This is a genomic window from Rhizobium sp. BT04, from assembly GCF_030053135.1.
GTDB classification, from domain to species: Bacteria; Pseudomonadota; Alphaproteobacteria; order Rhizobiales; family Rhizobiaceae; genus Rhizobium; species Rhizobium binxianense.
In genome coordinates this window covers 984,897-1,011,338 of the sequence record NZ_CP125652.1, presented here as the reverse complement: position 1 = coordinate 1,011,338, position 26,442 = coordinate 984,897, and the positions used below count along the sequence as shown (strand labels likewise).

29 protein-coding genes and 2 pseudogenes are annotated in these 26,442 nt (G+C 61.2%); 23 read left to right on the top strand and 8 right to left on the bottom strand.

Going from position 1 to position 26,442, the window contains the following annotated elements; all coding sequences use genetic code 11:
* The first annotated feature begins 83 nt into the window (after positions 1-83).
* The 7 genes and pseudogenes from mgrA to QMO82_RS13495 all read left to right on the top strand — a co-directional run bounded on the left by mgrA (position 84) and on the right by QMO82_RS13495 (position 6,798).
* Complete coding sequence (mgrA, locus tag QMO82_RS13525; RefSeq protein WP_183607048.1) at positions 84-1,115, top strand: L-glyceraldehyde 3-phosphate reductase; 1,032 nt, start codon at positions 84-86, stop codon at positions 1,113-1,115.
* Between the two features lie 98 nt (positions 1,116-1,213).
* Positions 1,214-2,827: a glycoside hydrolase family 43 protein gene (locus QMO82_RS13520; RefSeq protein WP_272782401.1), complete on the top strand. Its 1,614-nt coding sequence runs from the start codon at positions 1,214-1,216 to the stop codon at positions 2,825-2,827.
* A gap of 584 nt (positions 2,828-3,411) precedes the next feature.
* Entirely contained in the window at positions 3,412-4,338 is a 927-nt protein-coding gene (locus QMO82_RS13515; RefSeq protein WP_183607050.1) for an ABC transporter ATP-binding protein, read from the top strand.
* Positions 4,335-5,096, top strand: coding sequence for an ABC transporter permease (locus tag QMO82_RS13510; protein ID WP_183607051.1), 762 nt, complete (start codon positions 4,335-4,337; stop codon positions 5,094-5,096). The genes QMO82_RS13515 and QMO82_RS13510 overlap by 4 nt, the downstream gene beginning before the upstream one ends.
* 76 nt (positions 5,097-5,172) lie before the next feature.
* Entirely contained in the window at positions 5,173-5,601 is a 429-nt protein-coding gene (locus QMO82_RS13505) for a hypothetical protein (protein WP_246718263.1), read from the top strand.
* Positions 5,602-5,709: 108 nt separating this feature from the next.
* Positions 5,710-5,947: pseudogene (locus QMO82_RS13500) on the top strand (ABC transporter permease); the annotation flags it as partial.
* A gap of 113 nt (positions 5,948-6,060) precedes the next feature.
* On the top strand, positions 6,061-6,798 hold the full coding sequence (locus QMO82_RS13495) for an SDR family oxidoreductase (RefSeq protein WP_183607052.1): 738 nt from the start codon (positions 6,061-6,063) through the stop codon (positions 6,796-6,798).
* Here QMO82_RS13495 and QMO82_RS13490 read toward each other — a convergent pair.
* The 5 genes and pseudogenes from QMO82_RS13490 to QMO82_RS13470 form a co-directional block, all read right to left on the bottom strand.
* Positions 6,761-7,684 (bottom strand): annotated as a pseudogene (locus QMO82_RS13490) (LysR family transcriptional regulator). The gene QMO82_RS13495 and the pseudogene QMO82_RS13490 sit on opposite strands and share 38 nt — an antisense overlap.
* 130 nt (positions 7,685-7,814) lie before the next feature.
* Positions 7,815-8,252 (bottom strand): EamA family transporter, encoded by a 438-nt coding sequence (locus QMO82_RS13485; protein ID WP_183607053.1) that lies wholly within the window; start codon positions 8,250-8,252, stop codon positions 7,815-7,817.
* Positions 8,253-8,417: 165 nt separating this feature from the next.
* Positions 8,418-9,119, bottom strand: coding sequence for a TIGR02281 family clan AA aspartic protease (locus QMO82_RS13480; RefSeq protein ID WP_183607054.1), 702 nt, complete (start codon positions 9,117-9,119; stop codon positions 8,418-8,420).
* Positions 9,116-9,331 carry a DUF1289 domain-containing protein gene (locus QMO82_RS13475; RefSeq protein WP_183607055.1) on the bottom strand — a complete coding sequence of 72 codons (216 nt, stop codon included), beginning with the start codon at positions 9,329-9,331 and terminating at the stop codon, positions 9,116-9,118. Before QMO82_RS13475 ends, QMO82_RS13480 begins: the two co-directional genes overlap by 4 nt.
* An 18-nt stretch (positions 9,332-9,349) precedes the next feature.
* On the bottom strand, positions 9,350-10,132 hold the full coding sequence (locus tag QMO82_RS13470; protein WP_183607056.1) for an adenosylcobinamide-GDP ribazoletransferase: 783 nt from the start codon (positions 10,130-10,132) through the stop codon (positions 9,350-9,352).
* A gap of 168 nt (positions 10,133-10,300) precedes the next feature.
* Between QMO82_RS13470 and cobT the strand changes: the two genes are divergently transcribed.
* Both cobT and QMO82_RS13460 read left to right on the top strand, forming a co-directional pair.
* A complete protein-coding gene (gene cobT / locus QMO82_RS13465; protein WP_047610212.1) occupies positions 10,301-11,317 on the top strand; it encodes a nicotinate-nucleotide--dimethylbenzimidazole phosphoribosyltransferase in 1,017 nt (338 codons plus the stop codon).
* 159 nt (positions 11,318-11,476) lie between these two features.
* Positions 11,477-11,860 carry a diacylglycerol kinase gene (locus QMO82_RS13460; RefSeq protein ID WP_183607057.1) on the top strand — a complete coding sequence of 128 codons (384 nt, stop codon included), beginning with the start codon at positions 11,477-11,479 and terminating at the stop codon, positions 11,858-11,860.
* Position 11,861: 1 nt separating this feature from the next.
* On the opposite strand, the gene QMO82_RS13455 is transcribed toward QMO82_RS13460, so the two are convergent.
* Complete coding sequence (locus QMO82_RS13455; protein ID WP_183607685.1) at positions 11,862-13,397, bottom strand: HAMP domain-containing sensor histidine kinase; 1,536 nt, start codon at positions 13,395-13,397, stop codon at positions 11,862-11,864.
* A 106-nt stretch (positions 13,398-13,503) separates the two neighbouring features.
* Here QMO82_RS13455 and QMO82_RS13450 point away from each other — a divergent pair, with 106 nt between their 5' ends.
* The 5 genes from QMO82_RS13450 to QMO82_RS13430 all read left to right on the top strand — a co-directional run bounded on the left by QMO82_RS13450 (position 13,504) and on the right by QMO82_RS13430 (position 18,311).
* Positions 13,504-14,058 carry a thermonuclease family protein gene (locus QMO82_RS13450; protein WP_183607058.1) on the top strand — a complete coding sequence of 185 codons (555 nt, stop codon included), beginning with the start codon at positions 13,504-13,506 and terminating at the stop codon, positions 14,056-14,058.
* Between the two features lie 4 nt (positions 14,059-14,062).
* The gene (locus QMO82_RS13445) at positions 14,063-14,695 is read left to right on the top strand and encodes a uracil-DNA glycosylase family protein (RefSeq protein ID WP_183607059.1); all 633 of its coding nucleotides are present in this window, start codon (positions 14,063-14,065) and stop codon (positions 14,693-14,695) included.
* 70 nt (positions 14,696-14,765) lie between these two features.
* The gene (locus tag QMO82_RS13440; protein ID WP_004678404.1) at positions 14,766-15,254 is read left to right on the top strand and encodes an Lrp/AsnC family transcriptional regulator; all 489 of its coding nucleotides are present in this window, start codon (positions 14,766-14,768) and stop codon (positions 15,252-15,254) included.
* A gap of 693 nt (positions 15,255-15,947) precedes the next feature.
* Positions 15,948-16,970, top strand: coding sequence for a porin (locus QMO82_RS13435; RefSeq protein ID WP_183607060.1), 1,023 nt, complete (start codon positions 15,948-15,950; stop codon positions 16,968-16,970).
* Positions 16,971-17,414: 444 nt separating this feature from the next.
* Complete coding sequence (locus tag QMO82_RS13430) at positions 17,415-18,311, top strand: LysR substrate-binding domain-containing protein (protein ID WP_183607061.1); 897 nt, start codon at positions 17,415-17,417, stop codon at positions 18,309-18,311.
* Positions 18,312-18,351: 40 nt separating this feature from the next.
* On the opposite strand, the gene QMO82_RS13425 is transcribed toward QMO82_RS13430, so the two are convergent.
* Both QMO82_RS13425 and QMO82_RS13420 read right to left on the bottom strand, forming a co-directional pair.
* Positions 18,352-19,035, bottom strand: coding sequence for a DNA alkylation repair protein (locus QMO82_RS13425; protein ID WP_183607062.1), 684 nt, complete (start codon positions 19,033-19,035; stop codon positions 18,352-18,354).
* A complete protein-coding gene (locus tag QMO82_RS13420; protein WP_183607063.1) occupies positions 19,032-19,901 on the bottom strand; it encodes an NAD(P)-dependent oxidoreductase in 870 nt (289 codons plus the stop codon). The genes QMO82_RS13425 and QMO82_RS13420 overlap by 4 nt, the downstream gene beginning before the upstream one ends.
* 160 nt (positions 19,902-20,061) lie before the next feature.
* On the opposite strand from QMO82_RS13420, the gene QMO82_RS13415 reads away from it, so the two are divergent.
* The 9 genes from QMO82_RS13415 (at position 20,062) to QMO82_RS13375 (ending at position 26,413) form a co-directional block, all read left to right on the top strand.
* Positions 20,062-20,274 carry a hypothetical protein gene (locus QMO82_RS13415; protein WP_183607064.1) on the top strand — a complete coding sequence of 71 codons (213 nt, stop codon included), beginning with the start codon at positions 20,062-20,064 and terminating at the stop codon, positions 20,272-20,274.
* Positions 20,275-20,449: 175 nt separating this feature from the next.
* The gene (locus QMO82_RS13410) at positions 20,450-21,415 is read left to right on the top strand and encodes an aliphatic sulfonate ABC transporter substrate-binding protein (protein ID WP_183607065.1); all 966 of its coding nucleotides are present in this window, start codon (positions 20,450-20,452) and stop codon (positions 21,413-21,415) included.
* 377 nt (positions 21,416-21,792) lie between these two features.
* Positions 21,793-22,968 carry an FMNH2-dependent alkanesulfonate monooxygenase gene (gene ssuD / locus QMO82_RS13405; RefSeq protein WP_171377659.1) on the top strand — a complete coding sequence of 392 codons (1,176 nt, stop codon included), beginning with the start codon at positions 21,793-21,795 and terminating at the stop codon, positions 22,966-22,968.
* A gap of 78 nt (positions 22,969-23,046) precedes the next feature.
* Positions 23,047-23,883 carry an ABC transporter permease subunit gene (locus QMO82_RS13400; protein ID WP_183607066.1) on the top strand — a complete coding sequence of 279 codons (837 nt, stop codon included), beginning with the start codon at positions 23,047-23,049 and terminating at the stop codon, positions 23,881-23,883.
* Positions 23,884-23,893: 10 nt separating this feature from the next.
* Positions 23,894-24,709 carry an ATP-binding cassette domain-containing protein gene (locus QMO82_RS13395; RefSeq protein WP_183607067.1) on the top strand — a complete coding sequence of 272 codons (816 nt, stop codon included), beginning with the start codon at positions 23,894-23,896 and terminating at the stop codon, positions 24,707-24,709.
* A gap of 229 nt (positions 24,710-24,938) precedes the next feature.
* The gene (locus tag QMO82_RS13390; RefSeq protein WP_183607068.1) at positions 24,939-25,262 is read left to right on the top strand and encodes a helix-turn-helix transcriptional regulator; all 324 of its coding nucleotides are present in this window, start codon (positions 24,939-24,941) and stop codon (positions 25,260-25,262) included.
* The gene (locus QMO82_RS13385; RefSeq protein ID WP_183607069.1) at positions 25,259-25,669 is read left to right on the top strand and encodes an SRPBCC domain-containing protein; all 411 of its coding nucleotides are present in this window, start codon (positions 25,259-25,261) and stop codon (positions 25,667-25,669) included. Before QMO82_RS13390 ends, QMO82_RS13385 begins: the two co-directional genes overlap by 4 nt.
* Before the next feature lie 20 nt (positions 25,670-25,689).
* Positions 25,690-25,962, top strand: coding sequence for a hypothetical protein (locus QMO82_RS13380; RefSeq protein WP_183607686.1), 273 nt, complete (start codon positions 25,690-25,692; stop codon positions 25,960-25,962).
* A complete protein-coding gene (locus QMO82_RS13375; protein WP_183607070.1) occupies positions 25,943-26,413 on the top strand; it encodes a DUF1801 domain-containing protein in 471 nt (156 codons plus the stop codon). Before QMO82_RS13380 ends, QMO82_RS13375 begins: the two co-directional genes overlap by 20 nt.
* Positions 26,414-26,442 lie beyond the last annotated feature (29 nt).

The window sequence follows — 26,442 nt, the reverse complement described above, 5'->3', positions numbered from 1 at the left end:
CGAGGATCCGCAAGCAGCGTGGCAGATGCTCGGCACAAGGCCGAGCATGACGATCATAGAGATACTTTGAAGGAGTTATTCAGATGAGCTGGCAACCGGCCGCATACCGTTATTCGAAAATGAAATATAATCGCACGGGTCGTTCCGGCTTGAAGCTGCCGGCCGTCTCCCTCGGCCTCTGGCACAATTTCGGCGGTGACACGCCGCACGACCGCAAGATCGACATGTGCCGCACGGCCTTCGACCTTGGCATCACCCATTTCGATCTCGCCAACAATTACGGCCCGCCGCCCGGCAGCGCCGAGACCGCCTTCGGCGAGATTCTACGCACCGAATTTTCAGGGCTCCGCGACGAGCTGATCATCTCTTCGAAAGCCGGCTACGACATGTGGCCGGGACCCTATGGCGAATGGGGCAGTCGCAAATATCTGATCGCCTCCTGCGACCAGAGCCTGAAGCGCATGGGCCTCGACTATGTCGACATCTTTTATTCGCATCGTTTCGATCCGGAAACGCCGCTGGAAGAGACCTGCGGCGCGCTTGACCATATCGTCCGCTCCGGCCGGGCGCTCTATGTCGGCATCTCCTCGTACAATTCGCAGCGCTCGCGTGAAGCCGCAAAGATCCTCAAGGACTTGGGCACGCCGTGCCTGATCCACCAGCCGAGCTATTCCATGCTCAACCGCTGGGTCGAGGATGACAAGCTGCTCGATACGCTTGATGAGATCGGCATGGGCTCGATCGTATTCTCGCCACTTGCCCAGGGCATGCTGTCGACGAAATATCTCGGCGGCATTCCCGAAGACAGCCGCGCGGCGCAGAACCACTTCCTCAAGCGCGATTTCATCCGCCCTTCGATCATCGACAATATCCGCAAGCTCAACGGGATCGCCGAAAAGCGCGGCCAGACGCTGGCGCAGATGGCGATCGCCTGGGTGCTGCGCGGCGGCCGCGTGACCTCGGCGCTGATCGGCGCCAGCCGCTCGTCGCAGATTATCGATTGCGTCAAGGCGCTGGATAATCTTGAATTTTCGGCCGAGGAGCTTGCTGAGATCGATGTCTACGCCCGCGAGGCCGACATCAACCTCTGGGCCAAGTCGGCCGAACGCGCATAATCACATCCAGGCCCGGAGGAAAGCCTTCCGGGCTCTTTTCTGCTATGATCTGATGTACGTACAGCAAATCGCACCACCACTCGGAGGAGGCCGCTTCCATGATCCGCAATCCCATCCTGCCGGGGTTCAATCCCGATCCGTCGATATGCCGCGTCGGCGCGGATTATTACATCGCCACGTCGACCTTCGAATGGTATCCCGGCGTGCAGATCCATCATTCGCGCGACCTGGTGGACTGGACGCTGGTGCGCCGGCCGCTGGAGCGGAGATCGCAGCTCGATATGCGCGGCAATCCCGATAGCTGCGGCATCTGGGCGCCGTGCCTGTCCTATGCCGACGGGCAATTCTGGCTGGTCTATACCGACGTCAAGCGCTTCGACGGCAATTTCAAGGATGCGCATAATTACATCGTGACTTCACCTTCGATCGAGGGCGAATGGTCCGAGCCCGTCTATGTCAATTCCTCGGGCTTCGATCCTTCGCTGTTCCACGACGACGACGGCCGCAAGTGGTTCGTCAACATGCAGTGGAACCACCGCACCGAGAGCTTCGGCGGCTCGCCGAAATCGCCGGCCTTCGACGGCATCCTGCTGCAGGAATGGGACCCCGCAACGAAGGCGCTGAAAGGCCCGATCAAGAACATCTTCGCCGGCAGTCCGCTCGGCCTGGTCGAAGGGCCGCATCTCTTCAAGCGCGACGGCTGGTATTATCTGACCACGGCCGAGGGCGGCACCGGCTACGACCACGCCGTCACCATGGCGCGCTCTCGCAGCATCGAAGGCCCCTATGAGATGCATCCGAACATGCACCTCATCACCTCCAAGGATCATCCGGGCGCGATACTGCAGAGGGCAGGGCACGGCCAATATGTCGAGACACCAGATGGCCAGGCCTATCACACCCATCTTTGTGGCCGGCCGCTGCCGCCGAAACGGCGCTGCACGCTGGGACGCGAGACCTCCTTGCAGAAATGCGTCTGGCGCGGCGACGGCTGGCTTTATCTCGAAAATGGCACCAGCGTACCTGATGTCGACGTGCCGGGCCTTTTTGGCGCGGTGCCGGTGGAAAAGCCGATGCGCAGCGAATACAACTTCGACGGCGGCACACTGCCGGCGGATTTCCAGTGGCTGCGCACGCCGGAGCCTGCGCGCATCTTCAACCTGACGGATCGTCCCGGCCATTTGCGTCTGATTGCGCGTGAGAGCATCGGCTCCTGGTTCGAGCAGTCGCTGGTTGCCCGCCGACAGGAGCATCACAGTTTCCGCGCCGAGACCGTGGTCGAATTCGCGCCCGACACCTATCAGCAGGTTGCCGGGTTGACACATTATTACAACCGCCACAAATTCCACGCTGTTGCCGTGACGCTGCACGAAACACTCGGCCGCTGCGTCACCATCCTCTCCTGCAATGGCGACTATCCCAACGGACGCCTCAGCTTTCCCGCCGAAGGCGGGGTTCCGATTGCCAGCGAGGGCCGTGTCCAGCTCGCCATGGAAATCCGCGAGAACGACCTACAATTCTTCTGGCAGACCGAAGGCAAGGGCGCCTGGCAGCCGATCGGCCCGATCCTCGACGCCGGCGTGATTTCCGACGAAGGCGGACGCGGTGAACACGGCTCCTTCACCGGCGCTTTTGCGGGCGTGTTTGCTTTCGATACATCGGGTCGGGCGAAGACAGCTGATTTCGACTGGTTTGTTTATGACGAATTGTGAGGGGGCGCTTGACCATCCGATGCCCTCTCTCCAGCCTCATCCTGAGGTGCCCCGCAGGGGCCTCGAAGGGCGAGGGCGGCCACTCCATTGCAGGTGTCCAATCCGTGCCTCAACCCCAGGACACAAAAAGAAAGCCGGCGCAAGGCCGGCTAAAGACGAACGCGGCTGGACAGGGGATACTAGCCGGTTCCAAGCACTTCGTGACTGAACAATAACTTTCACTACATGCCGAGGCAGCAAAAAAGGGGCGCAACGAGAACACCCGGTGACGGCTCCGCAAAGGGGTGGGCGGCGGGGCGGATGCCGGTGCTGGCCTCGGCTTTCTTATCGGGCATTAAGATCACCGGATGATGACATCCGAAACCGGCGGCGGTCTTTCTTTTCAGCGGGGGGCGGCTTTTCGCAAAGATCGAATGCCGGCTAACCCGCCCGCGTTAGCGGGCCCTTCCGCGTCAGCGCGCCGCCCTCGCCGTCAACGGTGTTAGCAAGGCGCGAATGCACTGTTCACGTTCCTAAGGATGTTAAAGCGTCATCAAGGCACTATATAGCGAGTGAAATACTTGGATAATTCTCAAGAGTACCGCATGGCCCCCATTATTTCCGTTCAGAACCTCACCAAGACCTACGCCAACGGGTTCGAGGCGCTGAAGGGCATCAATCTCGACGTCGAAAAAGGTGAGATCCTGGCGCTGCTTGGGCCGAACGGTGCGGGCAAGACGACGCTGATCTCGATCATCTGCGGCATCGCCAATCCGAGCGGCGGCCGGGTGTTGGTCGCGGGCCACGACGTCGTGAAGGATTTCCGCGCTACGCGCGGGATGATCGGGCTGGTGCCGCAGGAACTGACCACCGACCAGTTCGAGACGGTGTTCAATACCGTGAGTTTTTCGCGCGGCCTGCACGGCAAGAAAGCCAATCCTGCCCATATCGAAAAGGTGCTGCGCGCGCTCTCGCTCTGGGACAAGAAGGACAATATGCTGCGCCAGCTCTCCGGCGGGATGAAGCGGCGGGTGCTGATCGCCAAGGCGCTGTCGCATGAGCCGGATATCCTTTTCCTCGACGAACCCACAGCCGGCGTCGACGTGACGCTGCGCAAAGACATGTGGCATGTCGTCGAAGAGCTTCGCGCCTCCGGCGTCACCATCATCCTGACCACCCATTATATCGAAGAGGCCGAGGAAATCGCCGACCGCGTCGGCGTCATCAATGGCGGGCAATTGCTGCTTGTCGAGGACAAGGCGGCGCTGATGGCCAAGCTCGGCCGCAAGCAGCTCATTCTCGATCTTACCGAACCGCTGAGCCGCTTGCCGGATTGTTTTGCCGGCAACGGATTGACGCTCGAAGCAGACGGCAATCGGCTGACCTATGATTTCGACGCCGGCAACGAGCAGGAGAGCATCGCGGCACTGCTGACGCGGCTCGGCGAGAACAATATCCATTTCAAGGATCTGTCGACCCGGCAGAGTTCGCTCGAAGATATCTTCGTGGCGCTGGTGGGAGCGGGCAAATGAACGTCGAAGCGGTCAAATCGATCTATTTCTTCGAGATGGCGCGCACGCGCCGCACGCTGCTGCAGAGCGTCATCTCGCCCGTCATCTCGACCTCGCTCTATTTCATCGTCTTCGGCGCCGCAGTCGGCTCACGCATTCAGGAGGTGGAGGGCGTGTCCTACGGCGCTTTCATCACGCCCGGCCTGATCATGCTGACGCTGCTCGGCCAGTGCATCAGCAACGGCTCGTTCGGCATCTATTTCCCCAAATTCACCGGCACGATCTACGAGGTGCTTTCGGCGCCGGTGGCGATGACCGAAATCCTGCTCGGTTATGTCGGGGCGGCGGCGACCAAGGGGATGCTCATCGGCTTCATCATTCTCCTCACAGCCAATCTCTTCGTCGACGTCAGGATCGAGCATCCCTTCATGATGATCCTCTTCTTCCTGCTGACGGCGATTACCTTCAGCCTGTTCGGCTTCATGATCGGCATCTGGGCCGGCAATTTCGAACAGTTGAACCTCATTCCCATGCTGGTCGTGCCGCCGCTGACCTTTCTTGGCGGCAGCTTCTATTCGGTCAGCATGCTGCCGCCCTTCTGGCAGGCGGTCAGCCACCTCAACCCCGTGCTCTATCTCGTCAGCGGCTTCCGCTGGAGTTTTTACGGGATTGCCGACGTCAACCCGGCGATCAGCCTGGCGATGATCACGGTGTTCCTGGTGATCTGCCTGGGGACGCTCGGCTGGATCTTCAAGACCGGTTACCGGCTGCGCAACTGATCCGGCCCTCAAGAAGTGCCGCAATTTCAACATGAAGGATTGCTCAGCAAGACGTCATCGGTCATGGGGCAATCTGATGATGGTCAGCAGCAATGTGCTTGGATGTGTCGCAATCGCTTCGATCTATTGTCTAATCCCGCAGCAAAGCCTGTCGCAGGAGACCGCCCATCCCATCAAGGTTACCTATGCCGTGGTGATGGAGGGGAAGGAGCCTTTCTCTGCCGAGGTGTCATGCCTTCCGGACGACGCATGCAGTCTCGCCAAGCATGACGATCTCGGCATTGATCTTGCAATTACAGTGTTTCCGGGCTCAGAGACGCATGGTGAATTGAGCATCTATTGCTCGCCCAATCCTTGTTCCTTCCAGAATTTGCGATCACGGATCGAGTTCTTCGGTCGGCGTGCTACTGTCGATATTTTGTCCGGTGAGGCTGACTCTGGTGTCACGACTCTGCTGGTTGTAAGGCGACGCCCGAGGATCGGTGAAGTCCTCATCTCGTACTGAGCGCATTGCCCCGTTTCCCGTCAGGCGCTGCTGACGAGAAGAGCGCCGGAGATGATCAGGAGGATGCCGGCTGCGAGCTTCATTATGTCAAGCTCGGAGGCTTCGCCGCCGCCGCTGACCTTCCTTGGTGGCAGCTTCTATTCGGTCAGTATGCTGCCGCCCTTCTGGCAGGCGGTCAGCCACCTCAACCCGGTGCTCTATCTCGTCAGCGGCTTCCGCTGGAGTTTTTACGGGATCGCCGACGTCAACCCGGCGATCAGCCTGGCGATGATCACGGTGTTCCTGGTGATCTGCCTGGGAACGCTCGGCTGGAATCTTCAAGACCGGTTACCGGCTGCGGAACTGATCAATCGCCCGAACACGCGCCATCGGAAAACCCGATGACACCATCGGTTTCTTCCGTTTTTCTTCCGCTCTGATCGGAAGCATCTGCTGTATCAGCCGAGAAGGAGATGGCAGATGACGGATATCAGGATCGAAGGCGCGAAGATCATTATTGTTGGCGGCAGTTCCGGAATGGGACTGGCGCTGGCGAGGCGTTTGCTCGGGGAAGGGGCGGCGGTGACGATCGCAGGACGCAGCGACGATAAGCTTACGGCGGCTCGCCGCGATCTCGGCGAGCATCCTGGATTGGCGACGGTTGCCGTCGATATATCGCGCGAGGAAGAGGTCGCGGCGCTCTTCCGCAATAGCGGGCCGGTCGATCACATCGTCAGCACGGCGGCCGATATCGAAGGCTCCTATCAGTTGCTGCCTTCGGTCGAGCTAACGGCGGCACAACGGGTGGTCGAAAGCAAGTTCTACGGGCCGCTGCTGCTGGCGAAATATGGTGCCGTCCGTCTGCCGCCCTCAGGATCGATTACCTATACGTCAGGTGTCGCGGCCTACCGGCCGGCGGCGCGTGGATCGGTGGTCGCAGCCGTCAATGCGGCGCTGGAAGGCCTGGTCAGAGCGCTGGCAATCGAGCTTGCGCCGATCCGGATCAACGCGGTGTCGCCCGGATGGGTGGATACGCCGATCTGGAGCTTCGTCGCCGGCGACGCCAAGCAGGCGACGCTTGATGCGATGGCGCAGCGCCTGCCGGCCGGACGCGTTGGACGGCCCGATGATATTGCCGATGCGATCCGCTTCCTGATCGGCAACGGATTTACCACCGGCACTATCCTGCATGTCGAAGGCGGGCATCGGCTGGTCTGAGCGGCGAGAGTTCTTGGCTTGCCGATTGCAGCAGGAGGGTAAGCGCCGGCGGCTGCACACGTCTGCGCCGCCACATCATCACCAGCGAGGCTGCGGGTGGTTTGCCCGGCCATGGCAGTTCGACGACGTCGCCCCGCGCTGCGGCCGGGCCGACCGCAAGGCGCGGGACGAGGCCATAACCGGTGCCGGATGCAACGAGTCGGATGATCGTCGCGATGCTGTCGGCTTCCGTGACGATTGATGGTGCTGCAATCTGCGCTTCGGCAAAGGCAGTGTCGAACAGGTGACGGTAGACGCAGCCGGTTTCGGTGGCGACGAAGGTTACGGTGCTCAGTGCCGCGAGGCTTGCGGGTGGCCGGGCTTGCGAATCGCCGCCGGCAATCAGCACCAGCGGTTCGCTGCAGATTCGGCGCGTCAAGAAGCGTTCATCCTGCTGTCCGCGATCGAAGGTGAAGGCGACATCGATCGAGCCGTGCTGCAGTTGCGCCAGCAATTCGTTGCTGTTACCGATCTTGATCTTGAGGCCGACGTCTGGGTTCTTCTTACGAAAGAGTGACAACCAGGGCGCCAGCCGCTCGGCGGCGATGGTCTCGAGCGTACCCAAGGTGACGGAATGTTCGGCATTGCCGGCTGCAGCACTGATGGCTGCCTTCGCCTCGTCGTTTAGCGCCAGTATCTCTTCGGCTTAGGCCTTGAGGACCGCGCCTGCGGCTGTCGGGACGACGCCCTGTCGGGAGCGGAGGAAGAGTTCTGCGCCCAGTTCCTCTTCCAGCGCCTGTATCTGGTCGCTGAGGCTCGACTGAGCGAGATTGACCTCGGCAGCGGCGCGCGTGAGATTTTCGTGCCGGATCACCGCAAGGAATGTCTGCAATTGTCGTGGGTTCATGTCGGGCTCCGGTACGGCGCGCAGAGGCGCTGTGACGCAGGATATCAACAAAGCAGAACGCGCTGCAATGCAGGAGCATTTGGCGGCGAACTGCTCATCTTGCGCTGCTGCGTATTGCGCCAGTTTCCCGTCAGGCGCTGCTGACGAGCAGGGCGCCCGAGATGATGAGGAGGGTGCCGGCGACGAGCTTCATTGTGTCGAGCTCGGAGGCTTCGCCGAGAAAGACGGCGCCGATTGCCAGCGTCACCAGGACGTTGCAGCTCCAGATCGGGGCGAGTTTTGAGACCGGGACACCATAAATGAAAAGCGCAAAGCTGATGAGGCCGGTGCCGACGGCAAAGCAGGCGCCTGATGTGGCGGCAAAACCGAGACCTTCGGCGGTCCAGGGGGCAGGGCGACAGATGAGTGCGGCGATCAGGCCGGCGAGCGCGCAGGCGGCGCCGAAGGCGATCAGATAGACGGCAGAACCGGTGGCGGCTACAGCGCTCTGCTTCTGAAAGATGGCGGTGATGCCCCAGAACAGGGCGGGCAGAATGCCGCCGATGACGATCGGCCAGAGTGAACTCATCGCGAAACTCCTGTCGCACCCATGGGTCAAGACCTCGCCGCGGGCAAAGGCCGGTCGAACATGCGGTGCCACCAGACTAGGAGTTTCTTTTTGCTCTTTGTGGTCTTGTTGTTCTTGCGCTCAAGCTGGCAGATCCGGTCTCCGCCGTAAAGCGGCGGGCCGCAATTAGTCGCGCATGCGGAGTTCGTCAGTCTGCATCTGCAGCGAGCCCAGGGTTTCCAGGAAGCTCATGCCGAGCAGGCTCTGGTCGAGCCGGCCGTCCTCGGCGACGCTGGCTGCGACATTGTTGCGGACGATCGGGCCGATCGCCACCTGGTCGAGTGTGACGGGTGCCGCGCGGCCGCGGCCGTTGGCGGTCATGACGGTCATGGAATAGGTGAGGCGGGAGAGGTCGATGCCGATCCGCTCGGCATCTTCGTGCGACAGCGCCACCATGCTGGCTCCGGTATCGACGAGCATCTCGATCGTCTGGCCATTGACCGCGACATCGGCTTCGAAATGGCCGTTCAGCAGCTTGTGCAGGATGATCTCCTGGCCGCCCTCGCTTGTCGTGACGACGACGGCGTGGCCGGGAACGAGGCCGGCCAGCAGCCGGTTGCCGACGCCGAGCGCTTCCTGGCGATAGAGATAGACAGTGGCGAGCGCCAGGATGAGGACCAGCCAGATCATCATCTGGCGCATTGTTTCGCCAACGCTGCGCCGGCTCGCCCAGATGCCGGCCGACAGCATCAGCGCGATCGGCAGGAGATAGACGACACGGCCGAAATCATCGCTCTGCAGGCCGAGGATACGGCCGCTGTCATTGTTGACGATCAGCACGGCAAGGCCGATGCCGATGACGACGAGGAAGACGATGAGACGGATCATAAAGACCGCTCCGGCCCGGCGAGAGTTGTTTTCATGTGGTTTGACGCGGCGGCAACGCCTGCAAGCCTTGCCGGCAGCAGCGCCATGATCCGCCTTCGCTCGGTGTCGGAGTAACTCATCCAGCTGCCGATTTCCTGAAGAGTCCGGCCGCATCCGGCGCAAAATCCGGTGGCTGAAACCAGGGAGCAGACGTGAATGCAGGGTGTTTGCATGAGCGATATATCGGAGTTTCAAAGAGCCGTGGCAAGGGCGCAAAGGGTGGCGATTTCACAAATCTGCTGCGTCGCGCCCAGCGTGTCGCCGGTGTGGCCGGCAAGCTTGCGGCGGATGAAGGTGGTGAAGGCAAACCCGGCGATGCCGGTGGCGAGCAGGCTGGCGACGAGCGGCTGCAGGCCGAAGGCAGGCCAGATCAGAACGGCCGCGACGAGGCCGGCTGCGGCGAGCGCAAGCTGCATTGCCGCCTCGTCCGGCTGGCCTGTCGAGGCAGCTACGCCATCGGCCTTGGCCGGCGGCAGCCGCTGCCAGTGCCAGGCGATGGCGCCGCGGCTGAGAGCCGCGATGGCGGGAATGGCAAGGGCGGCGGCAAACGGCGAGGAATGGCGGGCGATAGCGGCAAGGGCGGCTGCGCGGATCGCGAAGGAGAGGATCAGCGCTATCGCGCCATAGGTGCCGATCCGGCTGTCCTTCATGATGACGAGGCTCTGCTCGCGGCTCTTGCCGCCACCGATGCCATCGGCCGTGTCTGCCAGGCCGTCCTCGTGCAGTGCGCCGGTGATAAGGACCTGGACGGAAAGCGCGATCAGGGCGGCCATCAGCGGATCGGCGCCGAGCCCCAAAAGCAGCAGGAGGGCGAGCGCGGGAACGACGCCGATGACGATGCCGGCAAAGGGAAATGCGCGCACCAGCCGGCCGAGCCTGCCGTCATAGCCTTTGAACAGCGATTGCGGCATCGGAATGCGGCTGAGAAAGGCGACGGCGCGGGCGGTGTCGACCGCATAGTCCTTGATCTTCATTCTGCTTCGTTCTGCCGGAGGTTTCGGCTTGTGGTCTCGGCTTATGGTCGCGGCGGCGCTTTTGGAGTTGTTCGCCTCGTCCGCCCGCTTTAAGAGAGTTGCCACCCGCAAGGAAGCTGATTTGCGTGGAAAAGACAAGAATACCGGATTCATAGGAAAACCGCACAGATGAGCGTTTCAGGCCTGCCGTTCGACGATTTCCGTACTCTGCTTCGTGACCTGCCGGGGCCGGATGCCCGGGCGCTGGTGGCCGCGCGCGAACGCGACGCGCAGCTGACCAAGCCGCCAGGCGCGCTCGGGCGGCTCGAGGAAATCGCCTTCTGGCTTGCCGCCTGGACCGGCCGCACACCTGCCGTCAACCGGCCGCTGGTGGCAATCTTTGCCGGCAATCACGGTGTCACCAGGCAGGGCATCACGCCCTTTCCGCCGGCGGTGACACAGCAGATGGTCGAGAACTTCGCCGCCGGGGGCGCTGCGATCAACCAGATCTGCGTCGCTTATGATCTCGGGCTAAAGGTCTTCGATCTGGCGCTCGATTATCCCACCGGCGACATCACCGAAGAGGCCGCACTTTCCGAGCGCGATTGCGCCGCCACCATGGCCTTCGGCATGGAGGCGATCGCCGGCGGCACCGATCTGCTCTGCATCGGCGAAATGGGCATCGGCAACACGACGATCGCCGCGGCGATCAACTATGCGCTCTACGGCGGTTCGGCACGCGACTGGGTGGGGCCCGGCACCGGTTCGGAAGGCGAGATGCTGGAGCGCAAGATCGCGGCGGTGGAAAAGGCGGTGGCGCTGCACAGCGATCATCTCGACGATCCGCTGGAGATCATGCGCCGGCTCGGCGGCCGCGAGATCGCGGCGATGGCGGGCGCCATTCTTGCCGCCCGCATGGAGCGCATTCCGGTGCTGATCGACGGTTATGTCGCAACCGCTGCGGCGGCGATCCTGAAAGCCGCCAATCCGTCCGCGCTCGATCATTGCCTGATCGGCCATGTCTCCGGCGAGCCCGGACATTTGCGCGCCATCGAAATGCTCGGCAAGACGCCGCTTCTGGCACTCGGCATGCGGCTCGGCGAAGGCACCGGTGCGGCGCTGGCCGCCGGCATCGTCAAGGCGGCGGCGGCCTGCCATTCCGGCATGGCGACCTTCGCCCAGGCGGGTGTGACCAACAAACATTGAGGCCGCGGTCGGCGCCGCCTATCCCGCGGTCGGCACCGTTGATCCGCCTGCGTTCGCTTGCGCCACCCAGGGGGATTCGCTATTTGCGTATTCGCTCATCGAAGGGGAGACGGCAAGCCTTCCCGGGTCTGTGACGCAACGGCAAGAGGAGAGGGCGTCTTGACCAAGCCTGCGGTGACGAAAGAGACCGGATTTCGGCATTTCCTCGCCGCGGCCAGCTATTCCTGGGCGGGCTTCCTGCGGGTGCTGAAAGAGGCGGCCTTCCGTCAGGAACTCGGTTTCTTCGTCGTTTCCATCGCCGCGCTGGCGCTCGTTGGCGCAAGTGTCGGCGAGATCGTCGTCGCGGTGCTTCTGTTTCTCGGGCTGTTTTCGATGGAGGCGATGAATACCGCCGTCGAAGAGGTGATCGACCGGATTTCGCCGGAGATTTCGATCGTCGGCAAACATGCCAAAGATCTCGGCTCCTTCGCGGTGACCTGCATGATCGCCGCCTGCTGCCTCTATCTCGGCTTCGTGCTCGGCAAGCACCTGTTTTTCGACTGATTTAGGCAAAACTCTTGCGCTTGCGCGCGACGGCCTGAGCTTCTTCGACGGCCGGCAGGCTCTGCAGCACGCGTTTGGCGGGCAGGATGGCGATGACCTCGGTGCCTTCGCGCAGCTTCGATTTCAGCAGGAACTGCCCGTCATGCTTGGCAAGAATCGCCTGGACGATCGGCAGGCCGAGGCCGGTGCCCTGTTCGGCGCTCTTGATGGCGATCGAGCCCTGGCCGAAGGCCGACAGCACGACGGGTATCTCTTCTTCCGGAATGCCGGGGCCGTTGTCCTTGATCGAGATGTACTGTCCGCCGCCGGCCGTCCAGCCGACCTTGACGTGGATCTCGCCGCCCTGCGGCGTAAACTTGACGGCATTGGAGAGAAGGTTCAGCACCACCTGGCGCATCGACTTCTCGTCTGCCCAGATGGCCGGCAGTTGCCGCTCGAATTGATCCGAAATGGCGATGTTCTTGGCGCGGGCGCGCAGCTGGACCATGCCGATGCAATCTTCGGTGATATCGAGAAGAGAGATCGCCTCCTCGCTCAGCTCGTATTTGCCGGCCTCGATGCGGGAGAGATCGAGGATCTCGTTGATGAGATCGAGCAGATGCTGGCCGGAACGGTGGATATCGCCAGCATATTCCTTGTAGGTCGGATTGGCGAGCGGTCCCATGACTTCTGCCGTCATCACCTCGGAGAAGCCGAGGATGGCGTTGAGCGGGGTCCTGAGCTCGTGCGACATGGAGGCAAGGAAACGGGACTTGGCGAGGTTTGCCTCTTCGGCGCGGCGGCGCGCCTCATCCGACATCGATTTCGCCACTTCGAGCTCGGCGATCAGGTCGTCCTTCTCCGACTGGTAGGAGAGGATCCTGAGGTTCGACTTGAAGAGCCGGTCGCTGATATAGTTGAAGAAGACGAGGGTGGTGGTGAAAAGTCCCGTCAGGCTAATTTCGAGCAGGTCGCGCGACACGCCGCTCTTGGCGGCGAGCGCCAGGACCGCCGGCGAGAAGGCGGCGAGCACGGCGGGCGTCAGCATGAAGTTCGACATCGCCGTGACGGAGAGCGCGATCAGCAGCGTCGCACCCTTATAAAGAATGAAGCTCGACGGCTCACAGGTGTCGCAGCCCTGCAGCGCGAAGATGGCCCAGCAGCAGCCGAGCAGGAATTGGCCGGCGAGCAGCAGGCGGCGCCACTTGCGGGCGCTCTCGGGGGTGATTTCCTGCCGGCGCGCGCGCCGCGCAAGCAGGATATTGCCGGTGTGACAGGTGAGCGTCAGCAGCGCCCAGAAGAGCAATTGCGTGTTTTGAGTGAAATAGACGCCGAGCGCGGTGATGATGACGACGAAGAGCGGCATGATCGTCGCGCCCTGCAGCATCGACGCCACATACATGTTGAGCACGTCACGGTCGAAGGAGGAATTGGACGCATGTCCGGACTGAAGACGTTCGCGCGTCTGCCGCACGGCCTTGGAAACGGCCTTGTTGCGGTGGCTGCGCGACCTGTCGACGATAATCTTGTCGGTCGATGTGCTGACGCCGGTACTCATGTGCACGTTGAAACTTCATCCCAGGGTGGATAAGAGCTTAACCGGCAATTCTTAAGAAGATGTTTGCCATCTTTGCCAAGGATTTGTTTTTTAAGGAGGCGAAAGCGTGACACGGAGCCTGCGCCTGATTCGCGACGGCGTCACCGCTTTTGCTCTGCTGGCGCTCTTGGCGCTGATTGCCGCCAAGCTCAACGATGCAGCAAGAATTGAACGTGCGGGTGCTTTTCATGCTGCCGACGGCGACAGTCTGACATTGGGAGGCGAACGGTTGCGGCTCGAAGGCATCGATGCACCGGAGCTCAACCAGAGCTGCGAACGGGCGGGGAAGGCCTGGGCCTGCGGGCGGGCGGCGCGCGAGGCGTTGCAGGGCTTCCTGGCATCGGGAACGCTTTGCCAGGGCAGCCGGCGCGACCGCTATGACAGGCTGCTTGTCATCTGCCGGAGCGAGGCGGGCGTCGACATCAACGCCGCCATGGTGCGCCGGGGCATGGCCATCTCCTATGGCGGGTATGGCAAGGAGGAGGCCGAGGCGAGGGCCGCGAAGGCGGGCCTCTGGGCCGGAGCTTTCGAGCGACCGCGTGATGTGCGCGATCACGCGCGCCGGAATTCCGCTTTCGACGGCGTCCTCAGGTTCATCCGGCAGATCGCCGGGTGGGAGTAAGTGCATGACCGACGAAGCCACGCTGGAGACGCTACGGGGCCAGATCGCCTCCTGCCGCATCTGTCGTGACAGGCCAGCGAAAGGTCCTGAATATCGGCTGCCGCACGAGCCGCGGCCGGTGGTCGTGATCTCCTCAAGGGCACGCATCCTGATCGCCGGGCAAGCACCGGGGCTCCGTGTGCATGAGAGCGGCCTGCCGTTTGATGATGCCTCGGGTGACCGGCTGCGGTCCTGGCTCGGCGTTGACAGGGCAAGCTTCTACGACCGCGACCGATTCGCCATCGTGCCGATGGGCTTCTGCTTTCCCGGCTACGACGAGAACGGCGCGGATTTACCGCCGCGCCGCGAATGCGCGCCGTTCTGGCGGCAAAGGGTGATTTCGGCGATGCCGCAGATCGAATTGGTGCTGGTCATCGGCCAGTATGCGCAGGCTTGGCATATGGCTGACCAAAGGCAGGACAATATGACCGAGACGGTCCGCGCATGGCGCGACGCCCTTCTGTCCGGCCGGTCACCGGCGGTGCTGCCGCTGCCGCATCCGAGCTGGCGCAACAGCGGCTGGCTGAAGCGTAATCCCTGGTTTGAGAACGAACTGCTCCCGGTCTTGCGAGTGCGGACGAAAATACTGCTTTCCTGAAACAAAATTCTTTTCGTTGCGCGGAATCGCGTTATACAAAGAAAAATAATTCGAAAGGACTGTTGTGCGCATGGACCGCCTCGACCGCAAAATACTGCGTCTGCTGCAAGAAGATTCGACCCTTGCAGTCGCCGATCTCGCAAAGAAAGTCGGGCTTTCGACGACGCCCTGCTGGCGGCGCATCCAGAAGATGGAGGAAGACGGCGTCATCAAGCGGCGAGTCGCCATCCTTGATCCGGAGAAGGTCAACACCAAAGTCACCGTCTTCGTGTCGATTCGCACGGCCACACATTCGATCGAATGGCTGCGACGCTTTTCCGAGGTCGTTGCTGAATTCCCCGAGGTGGTCGAATTCTACCGGATGAGCGGGGATGTCGACTACCTCCTGCGAGTCGTCGTCCCCGATATTGCCGCCTATGACGCTTTTTATAAGCGGATGATCGCCAAGATCGAGATTCGCGACGTCTCCTCAGCCTTTGCAATGGAGCAGATCAAGTATTCGACGCAGCTGCCGCTCGACTACATGATTCTGGAGAATGCCAAATCCAACGAGGACTGAGACCACCATGCGGCCTGCGGCCGCATGGTGCAATCGCGCGAGGCCGCATGGCGCAATCGCGCGAGGATTGTGCCGGCAGATGCAATCCGACCACATTTGAGCGCCGATCTAGCGAGTGTAGCGGCAGGCAGAATGTGTTGCGACTGCAGAAAAGCCCTAGAAATAGCGAAAAAACGCTTGAATCGCGCCAAATTCTCAAAAATAAATAGCCTGGTAACAAATACGAGGCTATGTTGAGCAGAACCGGTGAGTGGTCTGTCATCATTTCGTCTCATTGGTATCGAATTCAGGACACCATGTTCTAAACTGCTGCCTTGTATGTGTTGATTAGCCGGCGGTAGAGTTTTTATGTACTTCACCATTATGTTCGACGGGGGTCGAGCGGTGGAGAATTTGACAAATGGGGCATAGGGTTTTGCGGCTTGCGAGGGAAGATTTCCGTCGCGGAGCCGTTTGTTGTGTTTTTTCGTATAAATAATTGAAATTGTTGTATAAAAATCACGCCTACGGGGAAAGTAGCGTCGGTAGCCCCATCTCACGTGTATCGAGAATTGCTTGATAAGGCGGTGTATGGGATGACGGTTTGGCGGTTCGATCGATCCGCACGCCGAGATGGCTGTTCAAACTGGGCCGGCTTCAAATCGACTACCCGATTGGAAGCCAGCCCCGATCGACAAAGGAATGGATTGGTAAATGAACATCAGAATGGTTTTGCTTGCATCAGCAGCAGCATTTGCTGCATCGACGCCGGTTCTTGCAGCTGACGCTATCGTTGCTGCTGAGCCGGAACCGGTTGAATATGTTCGCGTCTGCGACGCTTACGGCACCGGCTATTTCTACATCCCGGGCACCGAAACCTGCCTCAAGATCGAAGGCTACATCCGTTTCCAGGTCGACGTTGGTGATCAGCCCCTCAATGGCTCGGCCAGCAACGATTCGGATTGGGATGCCAAGACCCGCGGTCAGGTTCAGTTCACGGCCAAGAGCGACACCGAGTACGGTCCGCTGACCGGCGTCATCGTCATGCAGTTCAATGCTGACAATGCCACCGACCAGGATGCCATCCTCGACTCCGCTTATCTCGACGTCGCGGGCTTCCGCGCTGGTCTGTTCTACAGCTGGTGGGACGATGGTCTCTCGGGTGAAACCGACGACATCGGCTCCATCGTAACGCTGCATAACTCCCTCCGCTATCAGTACGAAAGCGGCACTTTCTACGCTGGTATCAGCGTCGACGAGCTGGAAGACGGCTTCTTCAAGTCGGATGAAGGCCCGAACAACGTCGGCGTCGCGTTCGGCCTCGGCGGCACTGCCGGCGCGTTCAGCTACCAGATCACCGGTGGCTATGACTTCGACAACGAAGAAGGCGCCGTCCGTGCAATGGGTACGGTTGACATCGGTCCGGGTACGCTTGGCCTCGCTGCCGTATACTCTTCCGGCCCGAACTCCTACTACTCCGCAGCCGAATGGGCTGTCGCTGCCGAATACGCAATCAAGGCAACCGACAAGCTCAAGATCACCCCTGGTGTTCAGTACTACGGTGACGTCTATACTGCTGGCGACGACTTCAGCGACAACGATGCCTGGAAGGTCGGTCTGACGGTTGATTACCAGATCGTCGACAACTTCTACGCCAAGGCTTCGGTTCAGTACCTCGATCCGGATGAAGGCGACGACTCCACTTCGGGCTACTTCCGCCTGCAGCGTTCGTTCTAATCCACTTAGTGGATGCCCCCGGTTTTCGGGCCGGGGGCACTTCAAATCAGTTTCTGATCCGAGTGACCTCCGATCAGCTACGGGGACGGGTCCGGTCTTCCCTGCCGGGCCGTCCTTGCAGCGTTTTTAGCACGCAGTCTTCAAGGCATCTTTCAGGATAGCCTTTTCAGGTGGGTAGAAGCGGCACGTTTGCGTGCACGTCGGCTTTTTGGCAACACCGTTTCTCGCTGAACTTCCTTTTTTAATTTTCAAGCGCGCTGGATCGATCGACAGCATCATCGTGCGGACGGCAGCTGTTGGCCGATTCTCCTGTTCGCCGTTTGCCGCAACAGGTCGGGAAAAGAAAATCCAATGCCGACAATGTGATTACAGCTTTTGGGGAGAGGGGATACAACCCTTGCGGGGGGGCTGGCATTCATTCCTTTGCTCGGATAGCTTGTTCTTATGGACGATCTCAACGATTACTATTATTTCGCCGCTGTCGTCTCCAGCGGCGGTTTTGCTTCTGCAAGTCGCGATCTCAAGATACCGCGTTCGAAGCTGAGCAGGCGTGTCAGCCGGCTGGAAGACGGGCTTGGCGCAAGGCTGATAGAACGCTCGACTCGTCACTTCCGGGTGACGGAGATCGGTCAAGCTTTCTACGAAAGATGCCAGACCATCCTGCAGGAGGCCGATCGCGCCAAGTCAATCGTCAGCGAAGCTCAGTCCGACCCGCAAGGCGTGGTTCGGATGGCTTGTCCGCTCGGTCTCGTCGACATTTCGGTCGGCGGAATCCTGCCTGAATTCCTGGAGCGTTATCCGAAGATCAAGCTGCAGATCATCGGCTCCGACCGGCGTGCCGATCTGATCAACGAACGCATCGATCTTGAGGTGAGGGCGACCAACGAGCCGGAGACGCAGACGAGCCTGACGATGCGCAAGCTCGACCGTATCAGGCGTATCCTGGTCGCCAGTCCCTCGCTCGTCGAGCGTACCGGCGACCTGAATTGCGTGGACGAGCTCGCCGACCTGCCGACGCTGGCAATGACGTCATGGGTGTCGTTCCACACCTGGGAATTGATCGGCCCGAATGATGCCAAACAGGTGATTCGGCATCAGCCGCGGCTCACCTGCCGCAGCATGACCGCCATCCTCGACGCGGCCCGTGCCGGTCTCGGCTTTGGGCTTCTGCTCGAAAGTGCCTGCGAGGCGGACCTCCAGGCCGGGAATCTGGTGCGGGTGCTGCCGGAGTGGCAATCAGAGGAGAGCCAGTTCTATATCGTCTTCACGACCGCCAAGGGCATGCCGCCGGCGGTTCGGGTGCTGATCGATTTCCTGGTCGAAAAATCCAGACATCATTGACACGCAGCACCAGGCATCTCTATTCGAGCCGGTATTCTCCTTATCTCAACCGTGCCAATAGCTTTTCGCTGGTCAGTTCCCTGGCGGCATCTTTGCCGATCCAGCGGGCGGTTTTGTCGGGGCTTTCCGCCAGGGCCTTTGCGAGCGCCAGTGCCGGCGCATGGCAGGCGAGATTGCGCTTGCCGATGCTGCGCAGCGCCCAGTTGACCGCCTTGCGCACGAAGTTTCGCGGGTCGCCGGCATGGGCCTCGATCAGCGGCAACCAAGCGAGGATGGTCGCATCAGGTTCCTTCTTCAAGTGAACCGCGGCACCGGCCATCATGGCGAAGGCGGTGCGCCTGATAAATTCACGCTCGTCGGCGGCGAAGTCTGAGATGAGTTCATCCAGCCGGGCTTCAACGAAGAGATCGGCGGCGCAATCGACGATCTCCCAGGAGCTGAAATCATCGGCCCAATTTCGGGCTTCTTCCGTCGTCAACCGCTTCGTCTCGGCCGTGTAGAGGGCAAGCAGGCGGGCTTCGCGGATATCACTTCGCCAGAGTTGCATTGCCCTGACGTGATCCTTCTTCGCCAGTCTGGCGACCGCCTTGATATCGGGATTGGAGATACCGAAGGCGCGATCGGTGACGATGCCGAAGCGCGCCATGCCGGCGATATTTTCCTCCGAACGCAGCGTTTCGAGATGCGCGATCAGTTCGGCTGCGTCGGAGGCGGGCGTGATCATTTTTCGAGGCGGGCGAGCAAGGAGGATGTATCCCAGCGATTGCCGCCCATCGCCTGGACGTCGCCGTAGAACTGGTCGACGACGGCGGTGACCGGCAGCTTGGCGCCGTTGCGGCGAGCTTCGGTGAGCACGATGCCGAGATCCTTGCGCATCCAATCGACCGCGAAGCCGAAATCATATTTGCCGGCGTTCATGGTCTTGTGACGGTTTTCCATCTGCCAGGAGCCGGCCGCCCCCTTGGAGATCACCTCGACGACCTTTTCGATATCGAGACCGGCGCGCTTGCCGAAATGCAGCGCTTCGGCAAGCCCCTGGACGAGGCCGGCGATGCAGATCTGGTTGACCATCTTGGTCAATTGGCCCGAGCCTGCAGGCCCCATCAGACCGACCATGCGGGCATAGGCGTCGATGACCGGCCTGGCGCGTTCGAAGACGGCCTCGTCACCGCCGCACATGACTGTGAGGATGCCGTTTTCGGCGCCGGCCTGGCCGCCGGAGACGGGAGCATCGATGAAGTCGACGCCTTTTTCCTTTGCCGCGGCATAAAGCTCGCGGGCGACCTCGGCGCTGGCGGTGGTGTTGTCGATCAACACCGAACCCGGCTTCATGCCGTGCAGGGCGCCGTCCTTGCCCGATGTCACCGATCGGAGATCTTCGTCATTGCCGACGCAGACGAAGACGAAGTCGGCCCCGGCGGCGGCCTCGGCCGGAGTAGGGGCGGATTTGCCGGAGAATTTCTCGGCCCAGGCGGCGGCTTTTTCGGCGGTCCTGTTGTAGACGGTAACATCGTGGCCGCCCTTCGTCTTCAGATGACCGGCCATGGGAAAACCCATGACGCCGAGACCGATGAATGCGACTTTAGCCATATGTCCTATCCTTTACCTCAAGTGCAGGCCCGAGGATTAACTGAAACGGCGGGAGCAGAAAAGCCCGTGCCGACACTTCCTTCCGATTGCTGCATATGAGGCTGGCCACCGTTCGGAAACCCTCGATCGGAGAGAGGGCGCAATGTTTCCGGACGGTGACATGAGCGAAATTCCGACGATCAAGCCGCTGCGCAAAGGGGAGCTGTCTTTCAGTGCGCTGGAAAAGGGCGAACCGGTTTCGACGGTCTCGCCCTATTGGCGCATGGTCGATCCCGCAAACCTGCTTGCCAAGCGTCTTGCCGGCGGCCCCACCTTCATCCGGGAGCGTCCGGCCGCCGAAGGTTGGGGCGGAGGCGGAATAGTAACGGCATAACGGATGCGCGAAAAAAATCCGCTTAAAGGCGATTTCCGGGCCGCAAAATTTCAACAAAGGCCGAATATCGCAAATAAAATTGTCGATATAAATTATAGATTTCATCATCATGCACTCATCGCTGACAGGTCGGCCAGCCGAAAACAGGCTCGGCACTATCAAAAAGGGGAAAGTCATGATTTCACGTCGACAAACGCTCGGGCTTTTCGCAGCCGCCGCGGCCACGGCAATCCTGCCAGCCGTCAGGCCGGCGCGTGCTGCCGCCAGCGAGTTCCGTATCGGCTGGCAGAAGAACGGCGTGCTGGCGCTCGCTAAGCGTCGCAGCGCACTTGAGAAGCGGCTTGCCGATCGCGGCATTACCGTCAGCTGGTCGGAATTCACCTCCGGCCCGCCGCTTCTTGAAGCACTGGGCGCCGGCGCCCTCGATTTCGGCGCGACCGGCGATGTGCCGCCGCTGTTTGCCCAGGCGGCCGGCGGGCGGCTCTATTATGTCGGTCTCTACAAGGGCAGCCCGGCAGCCTCGGCCATCGTCGTGCGCAAGGATTCGCCGATCAAGACGCTTGAAGACCTCAAGGGTAAGAAGGTCGCCTTCAAACGCGGCTCCAGCGCCCACAACGTCACTGTCAAGGTTCTGCGTAAGGCGGGCCTGAAGCCTGAAGATGTCGAGCAGGTCGACCTTTCGCCGCCGGATGCCGCCGCCGCCTTCAAGAACGGCAGTATTGACGCCTGGTCGATCTGGGATCCTTATCTGGCGATTGCCGAAGCCGATCCGGAGACGCGTATCCTGACGACCGCCGAAGGCATTGTCGACTCCTACAGTTTCTTCCTCGCCAACCGTGATTTCACCGAAGCGAACGGGCAGGTAATCGTCGACGTGATCGATGAGCTTGCAAAGGTCGGCAAGTCGGCACAAGGCAATCTCGAAGCGACGGTGAAGGAGCTTTCCGAAATCACCGGTGTGCCGGCTGAGGTGACGCGCGTGACATTAACGCGCAAGGGCGCCGATCTTGGCAGCGTCGCGACCATCAGCGATGCCGCAGCCGCTTATCAGCAGTCGCTCGCCGACGAGTTCTACGGGCTCGGCATCCTGCCGAAGAAGCTTACGACAGGCGATATCGTCTGGCGTCCTAAGGCGAGCTGATTTTTCGGCCGGGGCCAAGTTTTTCGCGCGGCGACATGGAGAGGGCCTCCATGTCGCCGATCCGGAAAAATATTCTCCAAAATGGACTACAATAGCAAATTGATATTGTCGATCTAATTAGTGGTCTATGTCACTATTCTCACGATCCGTGGGTGGATGCCGGGAAGGTATCCATCCGATCGACAGGAATATTTCAGATGTTCACGCACAGACAGCCACCCGGCCTTCTCACGACCTCCGCCGCCACCGCGATCCTCCCAAGCATCCGCGCGGCGGCGGCGCCGCGCAGGCAGACGGTTTACGTATGTCGTCGCTGGCCAGGGGCCATCTCGACCGCGTGAGTTGATTTTCGAATTCGCAGCAAAGGACCGTCTTCCATGACCGCCACCTCAAATCCCATCAATTTCCTCTGGTTCATCCCGACCTCGGGCGACGGCACCTATCTCGGCTCCTCCGAGCTCAACCGAGCGCCCGAGATCGGCTACCTCACGCAGATCGCTCAGGCCGTCGACCGGCTCGGCTATTCCGGCGTGCTGCTGCCGACCGGGGTTGCCTGCGAGGAATCCTTCGTGACGGCGGCAGCCCTCGCCGCCAAGACCGAGAAGCTGCAGTTCCTGGTGGCGATCCGCCCCGGCACGGCGTCGCCTGCTTATTACGCGCGTCTTGCGACGACGCTCGACCGCATCTCCAACGGCCGCTTGCTGCTCAACATCGTTGTCGGCGGCAGCCCGGCGGAGCTTGCCGGCGACGGCATCCATCTCGAGCATGACGAGCGCTACGCCCATGCCGAGGAGTTCTTCACCGTCTTCGAGGAGCTGCTGGAAAAGGGAACGGCAAGCTTCGACGGCAAATACATCAAGGCGACCAATGCGCGCCTCGGCTTCCCCTCGGTGCAGAACCCGCGCCCACCGCTCTATTTCGGCGGGTCGTCGGATGCGGGTATCGATTTCTCCGTCGGCCGCGTCGACAAGTACCTGACCTGGGGCGAGCCGCCGGCACAGGTGGCCGAAAAGGTCGCCAAGGTGCGCAAGGCTGCCGGCGAGCGCGGCCGCGAGGTGAGCTTCGGCATCCGCCTGCATTTCATCGTCCGCGAAACCGATGAGGAGGCATGGGAGGCGGCCGAACGGCTGATCCGCCATCTCGACGACGATACGATCCGCGAGGCGCAGGAGCGTTTCGTCCACGAGTCCGACTCGGTCGGCCAGAAGCGCATGGCTGCCCTTCATGGCGGGCGCCGCGACAAGCTCGAAGTCTCGCCGAATCTCTGGGCCGGTGTCGGCCTGGTGCGCGCCGGCGCGGGCACGGCGCTTGTCGGGTCACCGAAGACGGTGGCTGCGCGCCTTCGCGAATATCAGGAGATCGGCATCGATACGGTAATCGGTTCCGGCTATCCGCATCTCGAAGAAGCCTATCGCGTCGCCGAGCTGCTTTTCCCCGAACTCGGCATCACCCGCGAACAGCAGCGCCTGGGCTTCAACAATGAGTTCGGCCGTAAGCAGGTCTTCGCCGGCGGCAGCCATGGCGGCAATCTGAAGGTCGTCTCCGGTTCCTGAGCTCGAACAGAGCGTGACATCGTCGCAAGCCGCTTACGGCTTGCGACATCCTGCTTTCGATAAGCGCGAGGACAATGCATGTCGACTTTCGATACTCCGTTCGTAAGGCCTGTCGCTTCCGAAAAGGTCGGGAAGGCGGGTTTACGCCTGCCGCTGCCCGGGCTGGAGAAGCTGACGCCTTATTTGGTGCCGGTGGCGATCGTGGCGTTCTGGCAGCTTGCCTCCTCTGTCGGCTGGATCTCGTCGCGCATCATGCCGTCGCCGGCCGATGTCGGCCTCGCCTTCTGGTCGACGACGGTTTCCGGCCAGTTGCCGAACGACGTGTTGGTGAGTGCCGGCCGCGCCTTTGCCGGCCTTCTCGTCGGCGGCTCGATCGGCTTCCTGCTCGGCATCGCCAACGGCGTATCGCGCATTTCCGAGCAGCTGACCGATACGACGTTGCAGATGCTGCGCACCATTCCGCATCTGGCGATGATCCCGCTCATCATTCTGTGGTTCGGGATCGGCGAGGAATCGAAGCTGTTTCTGACCTCGCTCGGCGTGCTCTTCCCCGTTTATCTCAATACCTATCACGGAGTGCGCAATGTCGATCGCGATCTGATCGAGATGGGCAAGGTCTATGGCATGGGCAACTGGACGCTGTTCCGCAAGGTGATCTTTCCGGGCGCGCTGCCGTCGATCTTCGTCGGCTTGAGATATGCGCTCGGCATCATGTGGCTGACGCTGATCGTATCGGAATCGATCGCCGCATCCTCAGGCATCGGTCACATGGCAAACGAAGCCCGCGAATTCATGATGACTGACGTCGTCGTGCTCGCCCTCGTCATCTATGCCGTGCTCGGCAAGCTTGCCGATGTCATCGCCCGGACGCTGGAGAGGCGGATGCTCGTCTGGAACCCGGTCTATCAGAAATAGGAGAGACGCGATGACATCGATCGCGCATGAGCGTTTTCACGCCGCCGCCGCTGAGCCAGCCTATGCACCTGCGACGGAGCGCATCGCGCCAGCGGCGATCAGCCTGAAGGGGCTTGAAAAGAGTTTTGGGACCAACCGCGTGTTGCGCGGCATCAACCTGCATATTCCGGCCGGCCAGTTCGTTGCCGTGATCGGCAAGAGCGGCTGCGGCAAGAGTACGCTGCTGCGCATCCTGATGGGCCTCGACGAGCCGAGTGACGGCGAATTGCATTTCGAGGATGCTGACGGCGTACAGGCGAGCCCGAATGCGCGTATCGTCTTCCAGGAGCCGCGGTTGCTGCCCTGGCTCAGCGTCGCCGACAATGTGGTGGTTGGGCTTGGCGACGGCATCGACAGGCGGGCGGCGCTGAAGGCGACGGAGGCCGTGCTTGCCGAAGTTCAGCTTGGGGAGAAGGCCGGCGAATGGCCGGCGCGGCTCTCCGGCGGTCAGCGGCAGCGTGTGGCGCTGGCACGGGCATTGGTGAGCCGGCCGGGCGTGCTGGCGCTCGACGAACCGCTCGGCGCGCTCGATGCGCTGACGCGGATCAGCATGCAGGAACTCATCAATCGCGTGTGGCGCGAACTCGGATTCACTGCCGTGCTCGTCACCCATGATGTCAGCGAAGCGGTGCATCTCGCCGATCGGGTCATCGTGCTCGACGAGGGGCGGATCGCGCTCGATCTTCCCATTCCTTATCCGCATCCCCGCCGGCACGGCCATCCCGGCCTCGCCGAACTCGAAGGCCGGCTGCTTGCCGCGATCCTCGGCACCGACGGCGGCCATTGATCCCAGCGCTGTTGGCAAAGCCGCATGATCTCGGCATGTGTCGACGCGGGCCATGACCGAATGTGAAAATGCATATTCGTTTGGCTATGAGAGGCTTTCGTGTCTCTGCCAGGCCTGCCGTTGCATGCGCGGATTCGGCAATAATAGCCTCAAGTCGCCTTGGTCCAGCTTGACTCACTCATATCTTGATGGCTATACGTTAATCTATAGCCGCTGGGATATGGATTGGATGACGGACGCTCAGGACGTGCTCTTCAGAACACTCGCTGACCCAACCCGGCGAGCTCTTTTCGAGCGGCTGTGCCGGGAAGGGGAGAAGACGGTCGGGGCTCTGACCGCCGGAGCCGGGGTCTCGCAACCGGTCGTCTCAAAACATCTCGGTATCCTGAAGCAGGCCGGATTGGTGCGCGACCGCCACGAAGGCAGGCAGACGCATTATAGCGCGCAGCTCGGCGCGCTGGCACCGCTGATCGACTGGACAAGCGAGATGGCGGGCTTCTGGCAAAGCCGTTTCGATGCCCTTGAGGATTTGCTGAAGAGGATGGATCAATGACCGATATATCGACCGAAACGCGTTCCGTCGTCATCGAACGGGACATTCCTTTTCCGGCCGAGAAGATTTGGCGGGCGCTGACCCAGCCGCATCTGATTGAGGAGTGGCTGATGAAGAGTGACTTTAAGCCGATCGTCGACCATCGCTTCAACTTCAATGCCGATTGGGGCTCCGTCGACTGCCGGGTGCTGGAGGTCGAGCCGAACAAGACGCTCGCTTATAGCTGGGACGCCTATGGCCTCGAAACCGTCGTCACCTGGACGCTCACGCCGACGAGCGGCGGCACACATCTGCGCATGGAGCAATCGGGCTTCGGATGGGATCAGCGGCAGGCCTATGGCGGCGCCAGGAGCGGCTGGCCGCAGTTCTTCGAAAAGCTGGAGCAGGTGCTGGCGCGGCTGGCGTGAGGCTGTCGCGCGGATCGTCCATTTTCAAGAGGAGGAGGTCGCATTCAAGTGGAACCCGGTTTCGGCGGATCCACCGCTGGCTTTCCATTGCCTTTACGCTGGCCGCCATCACCAATATCATCGCCATGGTGCAGCAGAGATCGGCCGTCCGGATGGGGCTCCTGCTGGGCGGGGTCTTGGCAATGCTGCCGCTCGGCCTGCTTCTGGTGACCGGTCTTTACCTGTTCATGCTTCCCTTGGGCAGAGCGCAACGGCGGATGGGAGTGAAGGGCGATGACCGGCAAGACGCCTAAGATCGGGGAGAAAGTCACGAAGAAGGCCGCCGTCAGGCCGGCCAGTGGTGAACCACCCCTTCTCTCGGGCGGCAATCCTCAGATTCCCAAGGGCTATGGCGATGCTCCGGTGCAGGCCTATATCGCCGCCATGCCGGGCTGGAAGAGCGACATCGGTCGTCGTCTCGATGCGCTGATCACGCGCACCGTGCCCAATGTGTATAAGGCGATCAAATGGAACTCGCCCTTCTACGGCATCGAGGGTGAGGGCTGGTTCCTCGGTGTTCATTGCTTTACGAAATACGTCAAGCTGGCTTTCTTTCGCGGCACGTCGTTGCATCCCCTGCCGCCAGGAGAATCCAAGCAGAAAGAGGTCCGCTATCTCGATATCCGCGAGGAGGACCCATTCGACGAGGCCCAGATCGCCGCCTGGGTGGAGCAGGCCAGCCGATTGCCAGGCGAACGGATGTAAGCGGACGTTAGGTTTCAGCACCGGAGCGA

Bases quoted from the DNA above. Each gene is read 5' to 3' on its own strand.
- QMO82_RS13395 (WP_183607067.1), top strand. From the start codon at position 23,894: ATGACATCGATCGCGCATGAGCGTTTTCACGCCGCCGCCGCTGAGCCA.
- mgrA (WP_183607048.1), top strand. From the start codon at position 84: ATGAGCTGGCAACCGGCCGCATACCGTTATTCGAAAATGAAATATAAT.
- cobT (WP_047610212.1), top strand. From the start codon at position 10,301: ATGAGCGTTTCAGGCCTGCCGTTCGACGATTTCCGTACTCTGCTTCGT.
- QMO82_RS13505 (WP_246718263.1), top strand. From the start codon at position 5,173: ATGATGGTCAGCAGCAATGTGCTTGGATGTGTCGCAATCGCTTCGATC.
- QMO82_RS13430 (WP_183607061.1), top strand. From the start codon at position 17,415: ATGGACGATCTCAACGATTACTATTATTTCGCCGCTGTCGTCTCCAGC.
- QMO82_RS13455 (WP_183607685.1), bottom strand. From the start codon at position 13,397: ATGAGTACCGGCGTCAGCACATCGACCGACAAGATTATCGTCGACAGG.
- QMO82_RS13440 (WP_004678404.1), top strand. From the start codon at position 14,766: ATGGACCGCCTCGACCGCAAAATACTGCGTCTGCTGCAAGAAGATTCG.
- ssuD (WP_171377659.1), top strand. From the start codon at position 21,793: ATGACCGCCACCTCAAATCCCATCAATTTCCTCTGGTTCATCCCGACC.
- QMO82_RS13445 (WP_183607059.1), top strand. From the start codon at position 14,063: ATGACCGACGAAGCCACGCTGGAGACGCTACGGGGCCAGATCGCCTCC.
- QMO82_RS13470 (WP_183607056.1), bottom strand. From the start codon at position 10,132: ATGAAGATCAAGGACTATGCGGTCGACACCGCCCGCGCCGTCGCCTTT.
- QMO82_RS13425 (WP_183607062.1), bottom strand. From the start codon at position 19,035: ATGATCACGCCCGCCTCCGACGCAGCCGAACTGATCGCGCATCTCGAA.
- QMO82_RS13515 (WP_183607050.1), top strand. From the start codon at position 3,412: ATGGCCCCCATTATTTCCGTTCAGAACCTCACCAAGACCTACGCCAAC.
- QMO82_RS13520 (WP_272782401.1), top strand. From the start codon at position 1,214: ATGATCCGCAATCCCATCCTGCCGGGGTTCAATCCCGATCCGTCGATA.
- QMO82_RS13510 (WP_183607051.1), top strand. From the start codon at position 4,335: ATGAACGTCGAAGCGGTCAAATCGATCTATTTCTTCGAGATGGCGCGC.
- QMO82_RS13375 (WP_183607070.1), top strand. From the start codon at position 25,943: ATGACCGGCAAGACGCCTAAGATCGGGGAGAAAGTCACGAAGAAGGCC.
- QMO82_RS13435 (WP_183607060.1), top strand. From the start codon at position 15,948: ATGAACATCAGAATGGTTTTGCTTGCATCAGCAGCAGCATTTGCTGCA.
- QMO82_RS13410 (WP_183607065.1), top strand. From the start codon at position 20,450: ATGATTTCACGTCGACAAACGCTCGGGCTTTTCGCAGCCGCCGCGGCC.
- QMO82_RS13495 (WP_183607052.1), top strand. From the start codon at position 6,061: ATGACGGATATCAGGATCGAAGGCGCGAAGATCATTATTGTTGGCGGC.
- QMO82_RS13420 (WP_183607063.1), bottom strand. From the start codon at position 19,901: ATGGCTAAAGTCGCATTCATCGGTCTCGGCGTCATGGGTTTTCCCATG.
- QMO82_RS13475 (WP_183607055.1), bottom strand. From the start codon at position 9,331: ATGCAAACACCCTGCATTCACGTCTGCTCCCTGGTTTCAGCCACCGGA.
- QMO82_RS13485 (WP_183607053.1), bottom strand. From the start codon at position 8,252: ATGAGTTCACTCTGGCCGATCGTCATCGGCGGCATTCTGCCCGCCCTG.
- QMO82_RS13480 (WP_183607054.1), bottom strand. From the start codon at position 9,119: ATGATCCGTCTCATCGTCTTCCTCGTCGTCATCGGCATCGGCCTTGCC.
- QMO82_RS13385 (WP_183607069.1), top strand. From the start codon at position 25,259: ATGACCGATATATCGACCGAAACGCGTTCCGTCGTCATCGAACGGGAC.
- QMO82_RS13390 (WP_183607068.1), top strand. From the start codon at position 24,939: ATGACGGACGCTCAGGACGTGCTCTTCAGAACACTCGCTGACCCAACC.
- QMO82_RS13415 (WP_183607064.1), top strand. From the start codon at position 20,062: ATGAGCGAAATTCCGACGATCAAGCCGCTGCGCAAAGGGGAGCTGTCT.
- QMO82_RS13400 (WP_183607066.1), top strand. From the start codon at position 23,047: ATGTCGACTTTCGATACTCCGTTCGTAAGGCCTGTCGCTTCCGAAAAG.